Consider the following 15,921-nt stretch of genomic DNA (forward strand, 5'->3'; position numbering starts at 1 on the left):
CAGGGATCTTGCCGGCTCTCCACCAGAAGGCAAGTACCCCAGCCGGGGGAGCTTATTGCAGTAAAAGTGGGTAAAAGAAGTAGACAGAGGATTCTGGATCCCAGCTTGACGGATTCTCTTTCCTTGCTGCTGCAAGAGATTTTTTCCAGTGCGGAAGCTCGTCTCAAGCAGTCACACCACCCCAACCGAACAGCTTGGTTGCGGATCTTGCGGTCGCTGCAGCGGATGGGATCCCTGAAGCTCAGCCGTCTGGACGCCAAGATCCTGGCAGCTACGCTTGAGGATCTGGAGCAGGGTTTTGCCACCTTCCAAAACTACACCCATCGGCGCAAGGTAACAGTCTTTGGCTCGGCGCGTCTAGGGGAGGACAGCCCCGAGTACCAGCAGGCGCAGCTATTTGCCCACCGCATTAGTCAGCTGGGCTTCATGGTGCTGACAGGGGGCGGCGGCGGCATCATGGAAGCCGGTAACCGGGGGGCGGGGCAAGAAAACTCGTTTGGGCTGAATATTCAGCTGCCCTTTGAGCAGGTAGCCAACCCTTTCATTGCCGCCAGCGACCGGGTCATTAACTTTAAGTACTTCTTTTCTCGCAAACTTTTCTTTGTCAAGGAAACAGATGCCCTAGTGCTGTTTCCTGGCGGCTTTGGCACCCAGGATGAGGCTTTTGAGTGTCTGACCCTGATGCAGACCGGGAAGACCAAGCTGATGCCGCTGGTGCTGGTGGACAGGCAAGGCGGCTGCTACTGGAAAGAATGGGATGAATATGTGCGAGAGCACCTGCTCAGCCGCGGCTTAATCAGCCCCGAGGATCTCCACCTTTACTCCCTAACTGACGATGTCGGGGAGGCCTGTCAGCAGATCGTCGATTTCTATCGCATCTTTCACAGCAATCGCTACGTGCGGGAGCTTTTGGTTTTGCGCTTAAACACCAAGCTTTCACCGGAAGCCCTAGAAATTTTAAACCAAGAGTTTGCTGACATTCTCGAGTCGGGCCGGATTGAGCAAACAGAGGCTCTGCCCGAGGAAGCTGAGGAAGACATTGCCCATCTGCCGCGGCTAGTAATGCGCTTTAACCAGCGCAGCTTTGGGCGGCTGTGGCAAATGGTGCGCCGAATCAACAAGCTCCCTCCCGAAGGGTCAGAGCCTTTGATGCAATCTGAACAAAAGTAGCATCAATCCCAATGGGCCGGTTGTTTGTCAAAATCTGCGGCATCACGCGGCAGGATCAGGCCGAAGCCATTGCGGCGCTGGGGGTAAGCGCCCTAGGGTTTGTGGCCGTGCCCAACACGCCGCGCTATTTGCCTCTTTCGGCAGCGCGCTGGGTGGGATCCCTGCCCCGCCATGTGGAAAAGGTAGGGGTTTTTCTGGATCAGGATCCCGGCACCATCGCCACCTGGGTGGAAACGGCTGGCCTCACGGCTGTTCAGCTTCACGGCCAGGAATCTCCAGAGATGTGTCGGCAACTGGGAGAGTGGCTCCCCGGCATCCGCCGCATCAAGGCCCTGCGCATCCGGTGCCCAGCAGACCTGGAGGTGGCCGACCTCTACCGCGACTGTGTAGAGACCTTACTGCTGGATGCCTATCACCCCCAACGAGCAGGTGGCACTGGGCAAACGCTCAACTGGTCGGAACTGGCCTCCTGCTCTCTGCCCTTGCCCTGGCTCCTGGCCGGTGGCCTCAGCCCAGACAATGTTCTGCAAGCGCTCAGCCACCTTCAGCCTGCCGGCATCGATCTCTCCAGCGGTGTCGAACGCCAGCCGGGCGACAAAGACCTAGACAAAGTCCGGCGTCTGCTGCAGCAGTTAGCATCCCAAGGTTGGGCAATCGCCCCTGGCCAGTCTCAACCCCCTGCAAGCCAGGGAGGCTCGCGCCCGATCCCTACTGCAGGGATCGAAGGTTCAGCCCTGGCTCAAACCTCACCTCTTTCACCTCTCCAAACCGTCCCATCAGTCCCAGAGGGCGGTCGTTGAAGGTCACCAGCACCCCGCCCGCATTGCCAGTGCGCAGCACAATCGATCGCTCGGCCTCCCAGTTCAGCTCCGCCCCTGGCTGTAGGGTAGCCTCAAAAACAGTTTTTCCGTCGGCAATAACCCGCAGCCAAGAAGGATGTTCCACCACGCGAATACCAAGGCGCACTGGCTTGCGCTGCTGGGCTTCCAAGACGTCGGGGAAAACCCCCTCGATGCGCGTCCATTGCTCTAGGGTAGGAAACATCTGGCGAAGGGTCGGCTCGGGGTCTGGCTTGCGCTCAGAGGAGTTGGCCGCCGGCGGCTGTAGCTGGGCTCCCTCACCGCCCGAACGGCTAGCTAGCCACTGCCCAAAGGGATTGCCCCTGCTCTCCAAAAAAGCCGACAGCCCTCCCACCGCCAGCACGACTAGCCCCACATAGGCAGCCCAGAGGTGGAAGGGGCGCAAAGCAAAGGCGGGCTGTTCGCCAACAGCAGTTCGCGGAGGTGAGGCAGAGGGCATTTTGGCCGATAGCAGCGGCAACGCTTGCCGAGATAGCCTTTCGCCATCCAGCCCTAGGTAGTTGGCGTAGCGTTTAATGAAGCCTTGCACGTAGACTGGCTCCGGCAAGCGGCTTAAGTCGGCTTCCTCCAGGGCCTGCAGGTATTGGGAGCGGATGAAGGTATCGTTAGCTACCTCTGTCAACGTCAGCCCCCGTGCCTCCCGTGTTTGCCGCAACAGGGATCCCACGGCCTCTAGAGAGTGTGCTGGCTCTTGCATCGCTGCTTACCTGTGAATGCACACTCAGGTGACATCCTCCCCCTCAATTCACGGGAGATACCTAACACGCATATGGTAACGTACCCCAAGACGGGATCCTTGCAGATCGCGCTCCCCTACTCTCTGAGCGCTTGGCCATTGCCGGCAAACGAGGCCAGCAAAGCCTGAACCTCCTGGGGCTCCAACAGGCGAAACTGACCTGGCTTGAGGTTGCCAAGGCGCAGCGGGCCAATCGCCTCCCGGTGTAAGCTGAGCACAGGATGACCCAGCTGCTCGGCCACCCGCCGAATTTGCCGCTTACGGCCCTCAAACAAGACCACCCTCAGCCACGAGGAGTTGGAGTTTTTTCTAAAGGGAGGCGGATTACAAAACTCCACCACTGCCGGCAGAGTAGTAGACCCATCCAAATCGACGCCCTCCCGCCACCGTTGTAGGGTGGCCTGGCTAGGGCGCCCCTGCACCTGCACCCAATAGGTCTTGGGCAGATGATAGCGCGGGTGGGTCAGCTTCAGGGTCAGGTCGCCGTCGTTGGTGAGCAGCAAAGCGCCACTGCTGTCAGCGTCCAGCCGGCCCACTGGATAGAGACGGATCTGCTGGTTCCAGGGTGGCGGAAGCAGATCCAGGACGGTCTTGCGCCCCCAGGGATCCTTGCAGGTAGACAAGACCCCCCGGGGCTTGTGCAGGAGCAAAACGTAGCGGGCCGGATCCCCGCAGGAGATTGCCTGCCCATCCACTTCGATGCAATCCCGTTCCGGATCGGCTTTAAAGCCCAGCTCGGTGACCACCTTCCCATTGACCCGAATGCGCCCGGCCAGGATCCAGGCTTCCACCTGGCGGCGGGAAGCTAGCCCCTGCCGAGCCAAAAGCTTCTGGAGCCGCTGGGGTGCTGCCATAGGCACTGGGTAGCAAAGGAAGCAGAACCTTACCTCCTAGGAGGAGGCGGGTGTGGTGCCGGCTCTGGGCAGATAACTAGAGGAAGAGCTGTAGGACACCTTAAGCCTAACAAATCCTAGAACTTTGCGGTTGCTAACCTCTCAAAAGGCAACCGATGAGCTATCGCCCTGCTGGACTGCAAGGTTCACCAACCGGTTGCGGCCTCTTAGGCAGCAGGACGGGTCTCCTCTTACCTCCTGCAACCCCCGATGGTTAAGGGCTGAAATGGTGCAGCTACTGGCCGTCCAACTCCTCGGCCTCGCCACCATCCCCCTCTTCAACCGTTTCCTGGTCTTTGGAGGAGGATCCCTGCTGTCGAGCCTCGGCTTCCCGTTTCAGTTGGTTGAGCAGGGCCAAGACTCGGGACCCCCGTTCCAAGGAGCGATCTTGTAAAAACGCCACCGTCGGCACTCGTCGCAGGCCCAGCCGCTGGCCAATCTCCCGCCGCACGAAGGGGGTGGCGGCGACCAACCCTTCCATTGCTTGCCGCTGGGCTGCTTCGTCGCCATAGATGCTGACGAAGATGCGGGCGTTTTGCAGGTCGCTGGAAACCTCTACGTCCACAATGCTGACCATGCCCGCCCCCACGCGGGCATCTTTGATCTCCGAGAGCAGGATCTGGCTAACCTCTCGCTTGATCTGCTCGGCTACCCGGGCTACCCGTCGCTCTGTTGCCATTTTTCGATCCTCAGGTTCCTGTCCTCTGCAAACTTCGGCCCTTGGGGAGTGCTGGCTTCTCCGCGCCATGTTCTCAGAACAGTAGCAGATGCTACGCGCCTCTTCTCCTTCCCCCTCTATTTTGGGTCAATGTCCACCCTCTCCTGAGTAGGAATACCTAAAGCCAGCGATGGATGGAGACAAGATGATCAAGACCCCAGAGGCGCTGCGGCGCTCCGTGGAGCAGTTCATGCTCGATGTAACGGAGCCGCTCGATCCGCTACTTGCCCTCAAGCTAACTCAGGTGGTGGTGATGCTGGGAGATACAGCTTACGCCATGGGCTACAGCGATGGCCAGCGAAGTCTCTGCCCTGGCCGTCTTTTGGGAGATAGACACTGCCGGCAGCCTGAGGGGAATTGAAGAGAGGAAGGAAAAGCAGCCAAGATGGGATCCAGTTGCTTGGCCTCCTATGACTTCCCTAGTTCTCCTCTGGCATCGCCGCGATCTGCGCCTAGGAGACAACACAGCCCTCCATGTGGCAGCCCAGCGCAGCCCCCAGGTAGTGCCGGTTTTCGTTTTCGACCCCCAACTTCTGCAGCGGGCAGACATGGCCCCAGCCCGGGTGGCGTTTCTGCTCCAGGCGTTGCAGGACCTGCAGGAGCGCTACGCCCAGATGGGGATCCCACTCCTGTGGCGGCGGGGAGATCCAGCCGTGGAGCTGCGGCAGTTGGCCGCCGAGCTAGGGGCGCAGGCCGTGTTTTGGAACGAGGATCTGGATCCCTGGGCTCGGCAGCAGGAGAGTCGGGTGCGGGCCAGCTTGGCGGAAGCTGGGATCCCGTCTTTTTCTTACCAAGACATGCTGCTGCACGGGCCAGGGGAAGTGTTGACCCAGGCGGGGGAGCCCTACTCGGTTTTTACCCCTTTCTGGCGCCGCTGGTCTAGCTTGCCCAAGCCGGATCCCTTCCCCATCCCCAAGGGTCTGCAGCCGTTGTCCAGCCTGAAAGCCCAACCTCTGCCCAGCTTGGCGGATCTGGGCTTTGTCTGCAACCAGCGGATCCCGGCCGCGGGTGAGAGTGTGGCTCAGAGGCTTCTAGAGGATTTCTGCCAGGGCCTGCGCATTTTCGAGTACGAGCGGGCTCGCGACTTCCCCGCCGAGCAGGGCACCTCTCTTCTTAGTCCCCACCTCTGCTGGGGAACCATCGGCATTCGGCGGGTGTGGCAGGCCACCTGTGAAGTGGAAGCGGAGGCCCGCAGCGAAGAGGCCGAGAGCAGCCTGCGCACGTGGCGGCAGGAGCTGTGCTGGCGCGAGTTTTACAAGCATGTCTTGGCCCACTGGCCCCATGTGGAAAGCGGAGCCTACCGACGAGCCTTTGATGCGCTGGAATGGGACAACCGCCAGGACTGGTTTCAGGCCTGGTGTGCCGGCCAGACGGGCTACCCCATTGTGGATGCGGCCATGCGCCAGCTCAACGAAACTGGCTGGATGCACAACCGCTGCCGCATGATCGTGGCCAGCTTTTTAACCAAGGATCTCCTCATCGACTGGCGCTGGGGGGAGCGCTACTTCATGCAAAAGCTTGTAGACGGGGATCTGGCTGCCAACAACGGCGGCTGGCAGTGGAGCGCCGGTGTGGGCACGGATCCCAGGCCCCTGCGCATCTTCAACCCAGCCACCCAGGCGGCCCGCTACGACCCAGAGGGGGAGTATATCCGCCGCTACCTGCCGGAGCTAGCGGGGCTGGATACCCCAGCTTTGCTGTGGGTGGGGAATGACCCCAAGGGATCCTGGGCTCTGCAGGAGCGGCGGCGCTGCGGCTACCCGGATCCCATCGTGGATCACAAGGTGCAGCAGCAGGAGTTCAAGCGGCGCTACCAGGCAGTGCAGCACGGCCACTCTAAGCCCGCTCAAGGCAGTCTTTCTCCTCCTTTCTGACAAGACGTGGCAAGGACTCCTCGTCACTCCCAGAAGCGCTCCGCGCCGCCAGCAGGTTTGCGACAGCGTTGCGTAGCAATAAAAAAGGGGATCCGAGGGATCCCCGCCAATCCCCACTTGCTTGAGACTACCGCCTTAGCTCGCTGGGGATGCGCTCCCCAAAGAGCACGAAGTAGAGGATGCGGTAGATGTCTGTGTTCAGGATTCCAGTGACCGGCACTAGCTCTCGAGCGTTCAGGCCCGCCGCGCGAGCAATGACCCCGCTGCCCACATCGTCCTTGCTGGCCCAGGAGATGCCAAAGGGAAAACGCTTGCCATTTTTGTCCGGAGCGGAGAGGAAGGGCTTTGTACCAGTGCCGTCCACCCCGTCAAGGGGAGCGCCGCTTTCTTCAGTAGGCGGCAGAGGATTATCGGCAGACTCGACATCCACCAGCTGCATCCCGCCAGCATTGCTGTCGCTGGTGGTAATCATGAAGGTCTTGGGATTCTTCTCGATAAAGTTGAGAATCACCCCGATGGCATCGTCAGCCCGCTTCACGGCCTCCAGGCAGCCGGAAGCGTTGAGGTTGTTGCACATGTTGTCGGTGCCCTCTTCTTCGATGACGGCGAAGAAGCCCTTGGGATTGCGGGAGATCCGCTCCAGGGCAAACTGTGTCATCTCGGCAATGGTGGGGGCGCTGGCGATGTAGTTGGGCAAGTTTGCCTTGCGCAGCTCTTCTTCAGGCTTATCGTAGAAGGTGTCCTCGACGTTGAACACCCCCAAAACCTTGGAGACATTCGCCGGCAGCTTCAGCAGCTCGTCGCGGGTATAGACGACGGCATACCCTTTTTTCTTGGCTTCCTCAATGAGGTTGCGGCCATCCTTGCGCTTCCCTTGGCCAAAGCGCCCCTGGACACCTTCCGGCAGCAGCCATTCCTCGCCAGCGCCGAGGATGATGTCTACCCCTGACTCCACCACCTGCAGGGCAATCCCCTCATAGTCGCTGCGCTTAGCAGCCTCGGCAACGAACGCAGCCGTCCCCGGCTCAATGATGGATCCCGTTTGCACCAAAGCTGTACCCAAGCCTGCCGCCACAGCCTCTTCCATGATCGTGTTCAGGGTGCCGTTGGCCGAGGGATACTCCTTGCCGTCCGGATCCAACCCAAAGCTCTTGGCGTGAGCCCGAGTTCCTGTGGCATGGGTCACCGCTCCGGCGTTGGAAGTTCCCCCAAGCTGGTCGAAAAGGTGCCCGCGATAGGTGGTAATCACGGGAAGACGATCCCAGTTCAAGAAGCCATCTGGGCCCTTGTAGAGAATGCGCGTAATATCCCAGTGGGAGGCCGAAGTGCCATCCGGGTGGAAGAAGATGGCCCCGTTTCCGGTCGGCTTTGGCGCCGCCTGGGCCAGGCTAGAGGAAAAAAGCGAAGAGGACAGCAAACACAGCGTTGCAGCCAAAGCTGCCCTCAGAGGATGGTTACGCATAGCTAACCTGCTCTTGCTTGCTCAAAGCTGAACGTCAAGGAAAGTAACACAGCCTTGAGCAGTTAGCAAGAGCGCAGGCAAACACCCCTGCAGAACTTACCTGCAGCGACGACCCTCTCCTAAGGTTTGCTACTTGGCCGGGGCAGGTTGCGAGGTCTATACCTAGAGTTAACTATCTCTTAACTGCCGCATAACGTCAAGGCTTCTCGTAGAGCTTTATAGCCGTCTTCCAGTCAAGCTGTTCTTTTGGGAGCAGGCGTCGAACTCTTGGCCTGCCAGGACCGCTTAAGCTGTCTAAGGTGGTGTTGCCAACGCTGCAGTTCCCCGGCTTCCAGCGGGATCCCGCCAAAGCGTACTTCCAGGTAGCGCTGCAGGAACCGGATGGCCAGTTCAACCTGAGGCAAGTCGGCCTGGCGCAAGTGTTCTAGGCAAGCTTCTGGCCCTAGGTGGGCGGGGATCCCCACTGCCGTCGCCAGATCCCGAAGTTGTAGATAAAGCCTTGAGATGACCTGGCGGCGCCGCTGGGACTTGGGCAGGGCTGCCGGCAGCCAGCGCATCCCGGCAAAGGCTAGACTCGGCAGCAGGATCCCAGCTATCCAGGTGGGCCAGGGGGGCGGAGGCTGCCACAGGGATCCCAGCAAAACCCCATTGCCGGCAGTGGCCAACAGAATCCACCCCCCATCCTGCCAGCGCAAAGCCCGATAGCGGCGGCGGCGACCCCAGTAGGCCATGGAACTGGTGATTAAAATCACCCCCACCAGGGGCAGGCTGTTCTGTTGCAGCGCTTGTCCCCAGCCCAGCAGGCTACGGCGGAAGGCGGCGACGACATCCTCTTGCTTTTGGGGGGCGGTCACGCGGCTAGCCAGCTCTTGGATTTGCCGCCAGATCTGCCGCTGGGTGGATAGGTCGTATTGAATCACATACTTAAACCAGCGAAAGCGCAGGCTGTCGTAGAAGTCTAGGATGGGATCCCACCAGGTTTCCCGCTGGCTAACATTGGCCTCTGCCGGCGTGGCATCGAAGATGATCCATCCATAGGGGCCAAAGGGGATCTCCGTCCAAGAATGGGCATCAGCGTTGCGCACCGCCAGGTACTTTTCCTGCGCCACCCAGCGACCGCCCAAGAAGCCATTGACCACGCGGGCCGGTATGCCAAGGCTGCGGGCCAGCACCGTCAGAGCGGTGGCAAAGTATTCGCAGTGGCCGCGGCGATGGGTAAACAAAAAAGCCTCCAAAGGCGGCTCGGCACCGGGATCTGGCAAATTGGTGGTGTAGGCGTAGTTCTCTAGCAGGTAGTTCCGCAGAGCCGTTACCTTGCCAAAGACATCGGGGATCCCAGCCGTGATCTCCTCTGCCAAGGCGGGAATGCGCGGATCCAGGTCTTCTGGCAACTGCAGATAGGCTTGTTGCTGGACTGGGTCAAGAGCGCTCAGCAGCTCCTCCCGGCCAAGCTGGCGCAGGCGGGGTTCCAGATCTCGTGGGATCCGGCTCACGGCACGGTAGAGATAGGGCATCCGGGGGGGCAGAGAATGGCTGACATCTCCAGTCTCGCGCAGGAGCAGGCGGCGGTTTTGCCATTGCCACCTCTGCTGTGGAGTCATCGCCCCACCTCGATCCAGCCATTCCACCTCCACCAGCGGCGCCACCCCAAAAACGGTGTTGGTGTCCAGCGGCTCTAGGTAGATGAGCTGCTCCAGCGGGAAGAACTGCAGGTCGGAGGCAGCAGGGATCAAGGGGGAGGCCGAGAGCTCAAAAACCCCTGCCGCGTTGGGGAAAATCGAGAGCGACCGATCCAGCGTCCGCGACCAAGCCCGCCCGTCGTAGCGATCAAAGCTCATGCCACGCCAGTAGAGAGACTCCACCTGGGGCGGCACCCCTGCCGGGAACTCCACCCGCATGACAACGGTGTTGTCAGTCTTGAGGGTGCCGAACTCCCCCAGGCTGACCTCTTCGGCAAAGCCAGTGGTCATCACCGGCGAACGGGCCTGCCGGCCTAAGATCCCCAAGCCGACGCGCGGAAATAGGAAAAACAAAGCCACTGACAGGACCATGGCCAGCAAGGCTAGGGATCCAAGAAACCCCAGAAAGCCAAGGTCGATCCTGCGGACTTGGCTGGCCGCCTGCGGGTGCTGCTCGGCTTGGAGGCGCAGATGATAAAGGGTGAGGTTAACTAGCCCTACCCCCACGTAAAGCAGGAAGAGGAGTCCAAAGCTAATATCTTGGTTGAACAGGGTGGCAATCGCCATCAACAGCAGCGACAACACCGCCAACTGGATGTGATCTGCTGCCCGCTCCCGCTGAAACAACTTGGCCCCCGTTAGGTAGAGCACCAGGCCAATGGCCCCATCCGAAAGCTGCAGGAAGCCCGAGAGCACCAACGCCGCCAAGCTGACCAACACGCTCACCGTCAGCGGCATCCAGAGGGGCGCATAGCGGGCAAAGCTAATCCGGGGTGGCTCCCAGAACCAACTGCCCACCCCCGCCGCCAAGCAGAGGGCGATAACCGCCGGCGACAGGGCCTGATCTCCAAGGCAGAGGGCCGTGAAGGCGATCCCCACCAGCAGGTAGATGAAGACTTTTTGGACAGCAAGCAGCGGCCAGGCCATGGGCTAGGTTGCTTTGGGATCCCTCAAGTGGCCCTTCCAAGATAGCCAAGTCTTTTTCCTTCTCCTGCCCACGATAGACCCAGCTGGCTGGTACCCCTTCTCGATTGGAGAAGACAGACCTCTGCCGCGGCACTAGAAGGCACTAGAATCGTTAATGTTCCTTAACTTTCGTTGTTTTTCGACCTGCGCTGCGCACAGAGGGGACGAGATGTCCGGCCAGAACGAAATCCACGTAGTGGGGGCGCGGCAGCACAACCTCAAGAACATCGAGCTGCGGATCCCGCGCAATCGCCTGGTGGTGTTTACGGGCGTCTCCGGGTCCGGCAAATCTTCGCTGGCTTTCGACACCATTTTTGCCGAGGGGCAGCGGCGCTACGTGGAGTCCCTCAGTGCCTATGCGCGGCAATTTCTAGGGCAACTGGACAAGCCGGATGTGGATCGCATCGAGGGCTTGAGCCCGGCCATTGCCATCGACCAAAAGTCCACCAGCCACAACCCCCGCTCCACGGTGGGCACCGTTACCGAGATCTACGACTACCTGCGGCTGCTCTACGGGCGGGCTGGGATCCCGCACTGCCCCCATTGCGACCGGGTGATCGCTCCCCAGACGGTGGATCAAATGGTGGATCAGATCCTGGCCTTGCCGGATCGGACGCGCTTTCAGCTGCTTGCGCCTGTGGTGAGGGGGAAAAAGGGCACCCACGCAGCGCTCCTGCAAAGCCTGCGCCAGCAGGGATTTGTGCGGGTGCGTGTCGACGGCCAGGTATGGGATCTCAGCGAAGAGATCACCTTGGACAAAAACAAGACCCACACTATCGAGGTGGTGGTGGATCGGCTGGTCAAGGGCCCCGACATGGCAGAGCGGCTGGCCGATTCCCTGACCACCTGTCTGCGCCAGTCGGGGGGACTGGCGGTAGTGGAGCTCTTGCCCCGCGAGGAGGAGCGGGAACATCTGTTGCAAAAAGTAGCCGAGGTGGCGGGGCAGTACCTCAACGGCAAGCCGACGGAGCTGATCTTCTCTGAGCAATTTGCCTGCCCCGACCATGGCTCGGTGCTGAGCGAGCTGTCGCCGCGGCTATTTTCCTTCAACTCGCCCGTTGGCGCCTGTCCTGTCTGTCACGGCTTGGGCTTTGAGCCCATCTTCGACCCCGACCGCATCGTGCCCGATCCCAAACTTCCCCTCTACGCGGCCATCGCACCTTGGGCCGAGCGGGAGAACCCCTACTACCTGGGGTTGCTGGCAGGGGTCGCCAAGGCCTTTGGCTTTGACCTCAGCAGCCGCTGGTGCGACCTCACGCCCGAGCAGCAGCAAATCCTTCTCTACGGCACCGACCAGGAGATCTACGTTGAGGCAGAATCCCCCTACCGGGGCCGGGGCTACTACCGTCGCTACGAAGGGGTGATCCCGCAGTTGCAGCGGCACTACCAAGAAACCACCTCCGAGACCTACCGGCAAAAGCTGGAAACCTACCTCACCTACCGCCCCTGTGCGGCCTGTGGGGGGGCTCGCCTTCGCCCTGAGGCCCTGGCAGTGCGCGTCGGCGGCTACCGCATTACTGATCTCACCGAGGTCTCTATCCGGGAGTGCCTACACCGCTTAGAGCATTTGAAGCTCACCCCTCGCCAGGCGCAGATTGCCGAGCTGGTGCTGCGGGAGATCAAAACCCGGCTGCAGTTTTTGATCGACGTGGGCCTTGACTACCTCACCTTGGCCCGCCCGGCCATGACCCTTTCGGGGGGTGAAGCGCAGCGGATCCGGCTGGCTAGCCAGATTGGCTCTGGCCTGGCGGGCGTGCTCTATGTGCTGGACGAACCCTCCATTGGCTTGCACCAGCGGGATAACCACCGCCTCTTGCAGACCCTGTTTCGCCTACGGGATCTGGGCAACACCCTAATCGTGGTGGAGCACGACGAGGAAACCATCCGCGCCGCCGACCACATTGTGGACATTGGCCCTGGAGCTGGCATCCACGGAGGAGAAGTGGTGGCCCAAGGGTCTCTAGCCAACATCCTGGCCTGCGAGCGCTCCATGACGGGAGCTTACCTTTCGGGGCGGAGGCGGATCCCTACCCCTGCCCAGCGCCGACCGGGGAAAGGGGTTGCCCTCAAGCTCACCAATGCCCACAAAAACAACCTCAAACACATCGATGTGGAGATCCCCCTGGGCAAGCTAGTCTGTGTTACAGGGGTCTCCGGCTCCGGCAAGTCCACCTTAGTCAACGAACTGCTCTACCCCGCCCTGCAACACTACCTCGGCCAGAAGGTGCCCAAGCCGGCGGAAATGGGGGAGTTGCACGGCATCGAGCACATCGACAAGGTTATTGTCATCGACCAATCCCCCATTGGCCGCACCCCTCGCTCCAACCCTGCCACCTACACGGGTCTGTTTGATCCCATCCGCCAAGCCTTTGCCCAGACTCGGGACGCCAAAGCCAGAGGCTATCCAGCTGGCCACTTCTCCTTCAACGTCAAGGGAGGGCGCTGCGAAGCCTGCAAAGGGCAAGGGGTGAACGTGATTGAGATGAATTTCCTGCCCGATGTGTATGTTACCTGCGAAGTCTGCGGCGGCAAGCGCTACAGCCGCGAGACCCTCCAGGTCAAGTACAAGGGCAAAAACATCGCCGAAGTCCTGGATATGACGGTGGGAGAGGCGCTGGAGTTTTTCGCTGCCCTGCCCCCTGCGGCCAAGATCCTGCAGACCCTGGCCGATGTGGGCCTCGACTACATCAAGCTGGGTCAGCCGGCTCCAACCCTCTCGGGTGGGGAAGCGCAGCGGGTGAAGCTGGCCGCAGAACTGGCCCGCCGCTCCACCGGCAAAACCCTTTATCTACTGGATGAACCCTCCACCGGCCTGTCGTTTTACGATGTTCACAAACTTTTGAACGTCCTGCAGCGGCTGGTGGATGCGGGCAACACCGTGCTGGTGATCGAGCACAACCTGGACATTCTCCGCTGTGCCGACTGGATCATCGACTTAGGGCCGGAAGGGGGCGACCAGGGCGGCCAAATTGTTGCCGTCGGCACCCCGGAAGAAGTAGCCGAACACCCGGGATCCCATACGGGGCGGTACCTGAAGCAGGTTTTGCAGCAACACCCCCCAGCCCCTGAGCTGCCTTAGCTCCAGCTGGGAGTCTGCCTCCACTCGGCCTTCGGCCAACTTCAAAACAACAGCTCTTCAATAATCTCGTTGGAAAACAGCCAGCCCTCGGGCGGGACTAGCCGTAGCCGTCCCCCTTCGCAACTGGCCCAACCTTTTTCAAAGTAGGGATCCAGCCTCTGCAGAGCCTGCTCCACCCTCCTGCTGCCAAAGCGCTCCTGTAAAGTTGCCAAATCCAGCCCTTCCTGGAGGCGCAGCCCCAACATCACCGTATCCATCCAGATTTCTTCTAGAGAGGCTGGCGGCGGGAGGGGGTGAACTTGGGCTTTGACCTGTTCAAAATACTTGTGGAGAGTCCTCGGCTGGTGAATGCGCCGCCCCCCTTCGTAGCCGACAGATCCCATGCCAAAGCCAAAGTAGGGGCGATTTTCCCAGTACACCCGGTTGTGGCGACAGGCATACCCAGGGCGGGCAAAATTGGAGATCTCGTAGTGGATATAGCCTGCCTGGGTGAGGAGACGCCGGGCCATCAAGTACATTTCAACGGTCGCCTCTTCGCTGGGCAGGGGCGCCTCTCCCGGCCGGTACAGACGACCAAAGCGAGTTTCGGGCTCGAGGGTGAGATCGTAAACGGAGACGTGGGCCGGGTTGATTTCAAGAACAGCTTGCAGCGACTCCTGCCAATGTTCCAAAGTTTGGTAGGGCAGCCCGAAGATCAAATCCAGGTTGAAGTTCTCAAAGCCCACCGCCTTCAAGTCGGCCACAGCTTCATAAATTTCTTCCACTCCGTGTAGGCGACCGCAGGCGGCCAGCAGCTCTGCCTGAAACGCCTGGGCTCCCAAGTTAATGCGGTTGACCCCCAGGTCCCGGTAGCCCGCCAACTGCTCTCGGGTCAGGGTGCCGGGGTTGGCCTCGAGCGAGATCTCGCAGTCGGGATGAAACGGGATCCGCTCCCTAAGTTGAGCCAAGATCCGGCCCAATTGCTCCACCGTCAGCAGGGAGGGGGTGCCGCCGCCGAAAAAAATGCTGGTCAAGGGTTGGGGATCCCCGGCCAAATGGCGGTAGCGATAGGCGCCACCGATCTCTTGGCAGAGCACCTGCACATAGGTTTCTATCAGCTCGCGGGTGCCCAGGCCAGTGGCAAAATCGCAGTAGTGGCAGCGCTGCCGACAGAAGGGGATGTGCAGGTAGGCAGCCTCCGGCCAGCCAAGCTGAGCGGAGAGGGTCAGCTCTTCCGTAGGTGCTGCGACTGCCATAGAACCACTATACTGATAGGCCCTTGATAAGGATCCATGAAAGCCGTGCGCCTGGCGGTGATCGACTATGATGCCGGCAACTTGCATTCGGCTTGCAAAGGGCTGGAGCGGGCCGGGGCCGAGGTGCAGCTAGTAACAGAGCCGGCTGGGCTGGAGACTTTTGACGGCATCGTCTTGCCTGGAGATGGAGCCTTTGATCCGGCCATGCAGCAGTTGCGAGAGCGAGGTTTTGTGGAGCCCATTCGGGAGGCGGTGCAACGGCAGCAGCCCTTCCTGGGCATCTGCCTTGGGCTGCAGGTTTTGTTTGAAAGCAGCGAAGAGGGAAACGAGCCAGGGCTGGGCATCGTGCCAGGACGGGTGCAACGCTTTCAACCAGAGCCAGGCCTGCGCATCCCCCACATGGGCTGGAATCAGTTGCACCTCACCCAGCCCCAGTCTCCCCTTTGGGCAGGGATCCCTGACCAAGCCTGGGTCTATTTTGTTCACTCCTACCACGCGGTGCCCCACGACCCAAGCTGGGTGGCCGCCACCACTCAGCACGGCAGCCAAACCTGTGTGGCCGCCATTGCCCAGGGCGCCGTGTTGGCCACCCAGTTTCACCCGGAAAAGTCCGGTCCGGTTGGTTTGAAGATCTTGCAAAACTTCGTGGACTTTGTGGCCGGATCCCTGGCCCGCACCTAGACCTCGGCTTTTCCCAAGCCCCATGAACTACTGGCTGATGAAATCGGAGCCCAGCGTCTACAGCATCTGGGATCTGCAGCGGGAGGGCCAAACTCTCTGGGACGGCGTGCGCAACTACCAAGCCCGCAGCTACCTGAAGGCTATGCAGCCTGGGGATCGCGCCTTTTTCTACCACTCCAACGCCAACCCTCCCGGCATAGCCGGCTTAGTGGAGATCGTGGAAACCCAGGTGGTGGATCCCAGCCAGTTTGATCCCACCAGCCCCTACTACGATCCCAAGTCAACCCCTGCAGCTCCCCGCTGGTACACGGTGCGGGTGCAATTCGTTGCTGCCTTTGAGCGCTTGATCCCTTTGGCCCAGTTGCGGGCCACTTTTACCCCTGCAGAGCTAGAGGTGGTGCGGCGGGGCACGCGACTGTCGGTGATGCCTGTGGCCCCGGCGGTTGCTGAGCGCTTGCTCTCGCTGGCACTCTTCTCCTCCTGACCCAAGACAAGCTAAGCTTCTCAACCGTTCCGCTTTTTCGGCTGCCAGTCGATTGATTATTCGGCTCCCTCCTCCTCATCGCTT

Annotated in this window: 12 protein-coding genes and 2 pseudogenes; 7 read left to right on the forward strand and 7 right to left on the reverse strand. The window is 60.6% G+C overall.

The annotated features are described in order from the left end of the window. The first annotated feature begins 105 nt into the window (after positions 1 to 105). Positions 106 to 1,170, forward strand: a complete 1,065-nt coding sequence (locus NW806_RS03545) for a TIGR00730 family Rossman fold protein (RefSeq protein WP_414410041.1) — start codon at positions 106 to 108, stop codon at positions 1,168 to 1,170. Positions 1,171 to 1,181: 11 nt separating this feature from the next. Further along, positions 1,182 to 1,808, forward strand: a pseudogene (locus NW806_RS03550) (phosphoribosylanthranilate isomerase); the annotation flags it as partial. Positions 1,809 to 1,878: 70 nt separating this feature from the next. Here the strand turns inward: NW806_RS03550 and NW806_RS03555 are convergent. From NW806_RS03555 to rbfA, 4 genes and pseudogenes are all read right to left on the reverse strand, one after another. Continuing rightward, entirely contained in the window at positions 1,879 to 2,469 is a 591-nt protein-coding gene (locus NW806_RS03555; protein WP_414410072.1) for a DUF4115 domain-containing protein, read from the reverse strand. Between the two features lie 48 nt (positions 2,470 to 2,517). Continuing rightward, a pseudogene (locus tag NW806_RS03560) lies at positions 2,518 to 2,727 on the reverse strand (helix-turn-helix domain-containing protein); the annotation flags it as partial. 116 nt (positions 2,728 to 2,843) lie between these two features. Then, positions 2,844 to 3,620 (reverse strand): pseudouridine synthase, encoded by a 777-nt coding sequence (locus NW806_RS03565; RefSeq protein ID WP_414410042.1) that lies wholly within the window; start codon positions 3,618 to 3,620, stop codon positions 2,844 to 2,846. Positions 3,621 to 3,894: 274 nt separating this feature from the next. Then, positions 3,895 to 4,338: a 30S ribosome-binding factor RbfA gene (gene rbfA / locus NW806_RS03570; RefSeq protein ID WP_414410043.1), complete on the reverse strand. Its 444-nt coding sequence runs from the start codon at positions 4,336 to 4,338 to the stop codon at positions 3,895 to 3,897. Between the two features lie 184 nt (positions 4,339 to 4,522). Between rbfA and NW806_RS03575 the strand changes: the two genes are divergently transcribed. Then, positions 4,523 to 4,738 (forward strand): hypothetical protein, encoded by a 216-nt coding sequence (locus tag NW806_RS03575; protein ID WP_414410044.1) that lies wholly within the window; start codon positions 4,523 to 4,525, stop codon positions 4,736 to 4,738. 49 nt (positions 4,739 to 4,787) lie between these two features. Continuing rightward, positions 4,788 to 6,251 (forward strand): cryptochrome/photolyase family protein, encoded by a 1,464-nt coding sequence (locus NW806_RS03580; RefSeq protein WP_414410045.1) that lies wholly within the window; start codon positions 4,788 to 4,790, stop codon positions 6,249 to 6,251. A gap of 127 nt (positions 6,252 to 6,378) precedes the next feature. Here NW806_RS03580 and NW806_RS03585 read toward each other — a convergent pair whose 3' ends face one another. Together NW806_RS03585 and NW806_RS03590 are read right to left on the reverse strand one after the other, a co-directional pair. Beyond that, positions 6,379 to 7,713, reverse strand: a complete 1,335-nt coding sequence (locus NW806_RS03585) for an alkaline phosphatase (RefSeq protein ID WP_414410046.1) — start codon at positions 7,711 to 7,713, stop codon at positions 6,379 to 6,381. 233 nt (positions 7,714 to 7,946) lie between these two features. Next, positions 7,947 to 10,319 carry a DUF3488 and DUF4129 domain-containing transglutaminase family protein gene (locus tag NW806_RS03590; RefSeq protein ID WP_414410047.1) on the reverse strand — a complete coding sequence of 791 codons (2,373 nt, stop codon included), beginning with the start codon at positions 10,317 to 10,319 and terminating at the stop codon, positions 7,947 to 7,949. A 208-nt stretch (positions 10,320 to 10,527) separates the two neighbouring features. Here NW806_RS03590 and uvrA point away from each other — a divergent pair, with 208 nt between their 5' ends. Continuing rightward, on the forward strand, positions 10,528 to 13,437 hold the full coding sequence (uvrA, locus tag NW806_RS03595; protein WP_414410048.1) for an excinuclease ABC subunit UvrA: 2,910 nt from the start codon (positions 10,528 to 10,530) through the stop codon (positions 13,435 to 13,437). 41 nt (positions 13,438 to 13,478) lie between these two features. On the opposite strand, the gene hemW is transcribed toward uvrA, so the two are convergent. Continuing rightward, positions 13,479 to 14,672 (reverse strand): radical SAM family heme chaperone HemW, encoded by a 1,194-nt coding sequence (gene hemW, locus NW806_RS03600; RefSeq protein ID WP_414410049.1) that lies wholly within the window; start codon positions 14,670 to 14,672, stop codon positions 13,479 to 13,481. A gap of 36 nt (positions 14,673 to 14,708) precedes the next feature. On the opposite strand from hemW, the gene hisH reads away from it, so the two are divergent. After that, positions 14,709 to 15,353, forward strand: a complete 645-nt coding sequence (hisH, locus tag NW806_RS03605) for an imidazole glycerol phosphate synthase subunit HisH (RefSeq protein ID WP_414410050.1) — start codon at positions 14,709 to 14,711, stop codon at positions 15,351 to 15,353. Positions 15,354 to 15,375: 22 nt separating this feature from the next. Then, positions 15,376 to 15,837, forward strand: a complete 462-nt coding sequence (locus NW806_RS03610; protein ID WP_414410051.1) for an EVE domain-containing protein — start codon at positions 15,376 to 15,378, stop codon at positions 15,835 to 15,837. Positions 15,838 to 15,921 lie beyond the last annotated feature (84 nt).

The organism is Synechococcus sp. W65.1, from assembly GCF_047461615.1.
Classification (GTDB): Bacteria; Cyanobacteriota; Cyanobacteriia; order Thermostichales; family Thermostichaceae; genus Thermostichus.

Coding starts and splice junctions, on each gene's coding strand:
- NW806_RS03585 (WP_414410046.1), bottom strand. CDS start 7,713: ATGCGTAACCATCCTCTGAGGGCAGCTTTGGCTGCAACGCTGTGTTTG.
- NW806_RS03610 (WP_414410051.1), top strand. CDS start 15,376: ATGAACTACTGGCTGATGAAATCGGAGCCCAGCGTCTACAGCATCTGG.
- NW806_RS03580 (WP_414410045.1), top strand. CDS start 4,788: ATGACTTCCCTAGTTCTCCTCTGGCATCGCCGCGATCTGCGCCTAGGA.
- NW806_RS03565 (WP_414410042.1), bottom strand. CDS start 3,620: ATGGCAGCACCCCAGCGGCTCCAGAAGCTTTTGGCTCGGCAGGGGCTA.
- NW806_RS03575 (WP_414410044.1), top strand. CDS start 4,523: ATGATCAAGACCCCAGAGGCGCTGCGGCGCTCCGTGGAGCAGTTCATG.
- rbfA (WP_414410043.1), bottom strand. CDS start 4,338: ATGGCAACAGAGCGACGGGTAGCCCGGGTAGCCGAGCAGATCAAGCGA.
- NW806_RS03590 (WP_414410047.1), bottom strand. CDS start 10,319: ATGGCCTGGCCGCTGCTTGCTGTCCAAAAAGTCTTCATCTACCTGCTG.
- hisH (WP_414410050.1), top strand. CDS start 14,709: ATGAAAGCCGTGCGCCTGGCGGTGATCGACTATGATGCCGGCAACTTG.
- hemW (WP_414410049.1), bottom strand. CDS start 14,672: ATGGCAGTCGCAGCACCTACGGAAGAGCTGACCCTCTCCGCTCAGCTT.
- uvrA (WP_414410048.1), top strand. CDS start 10,528: ATGTCCGGCCAGAACGAAATCCACGTAGTGGGGGCGCGGCAGCACAAC.
- NW806_RS03555 (WP_414410072.1), bottom strand. CDS start 2,469: ATGCCCTCTGCCTCACCTCCGCGAACTGCTGTTGGCGAACAGCCCGCC.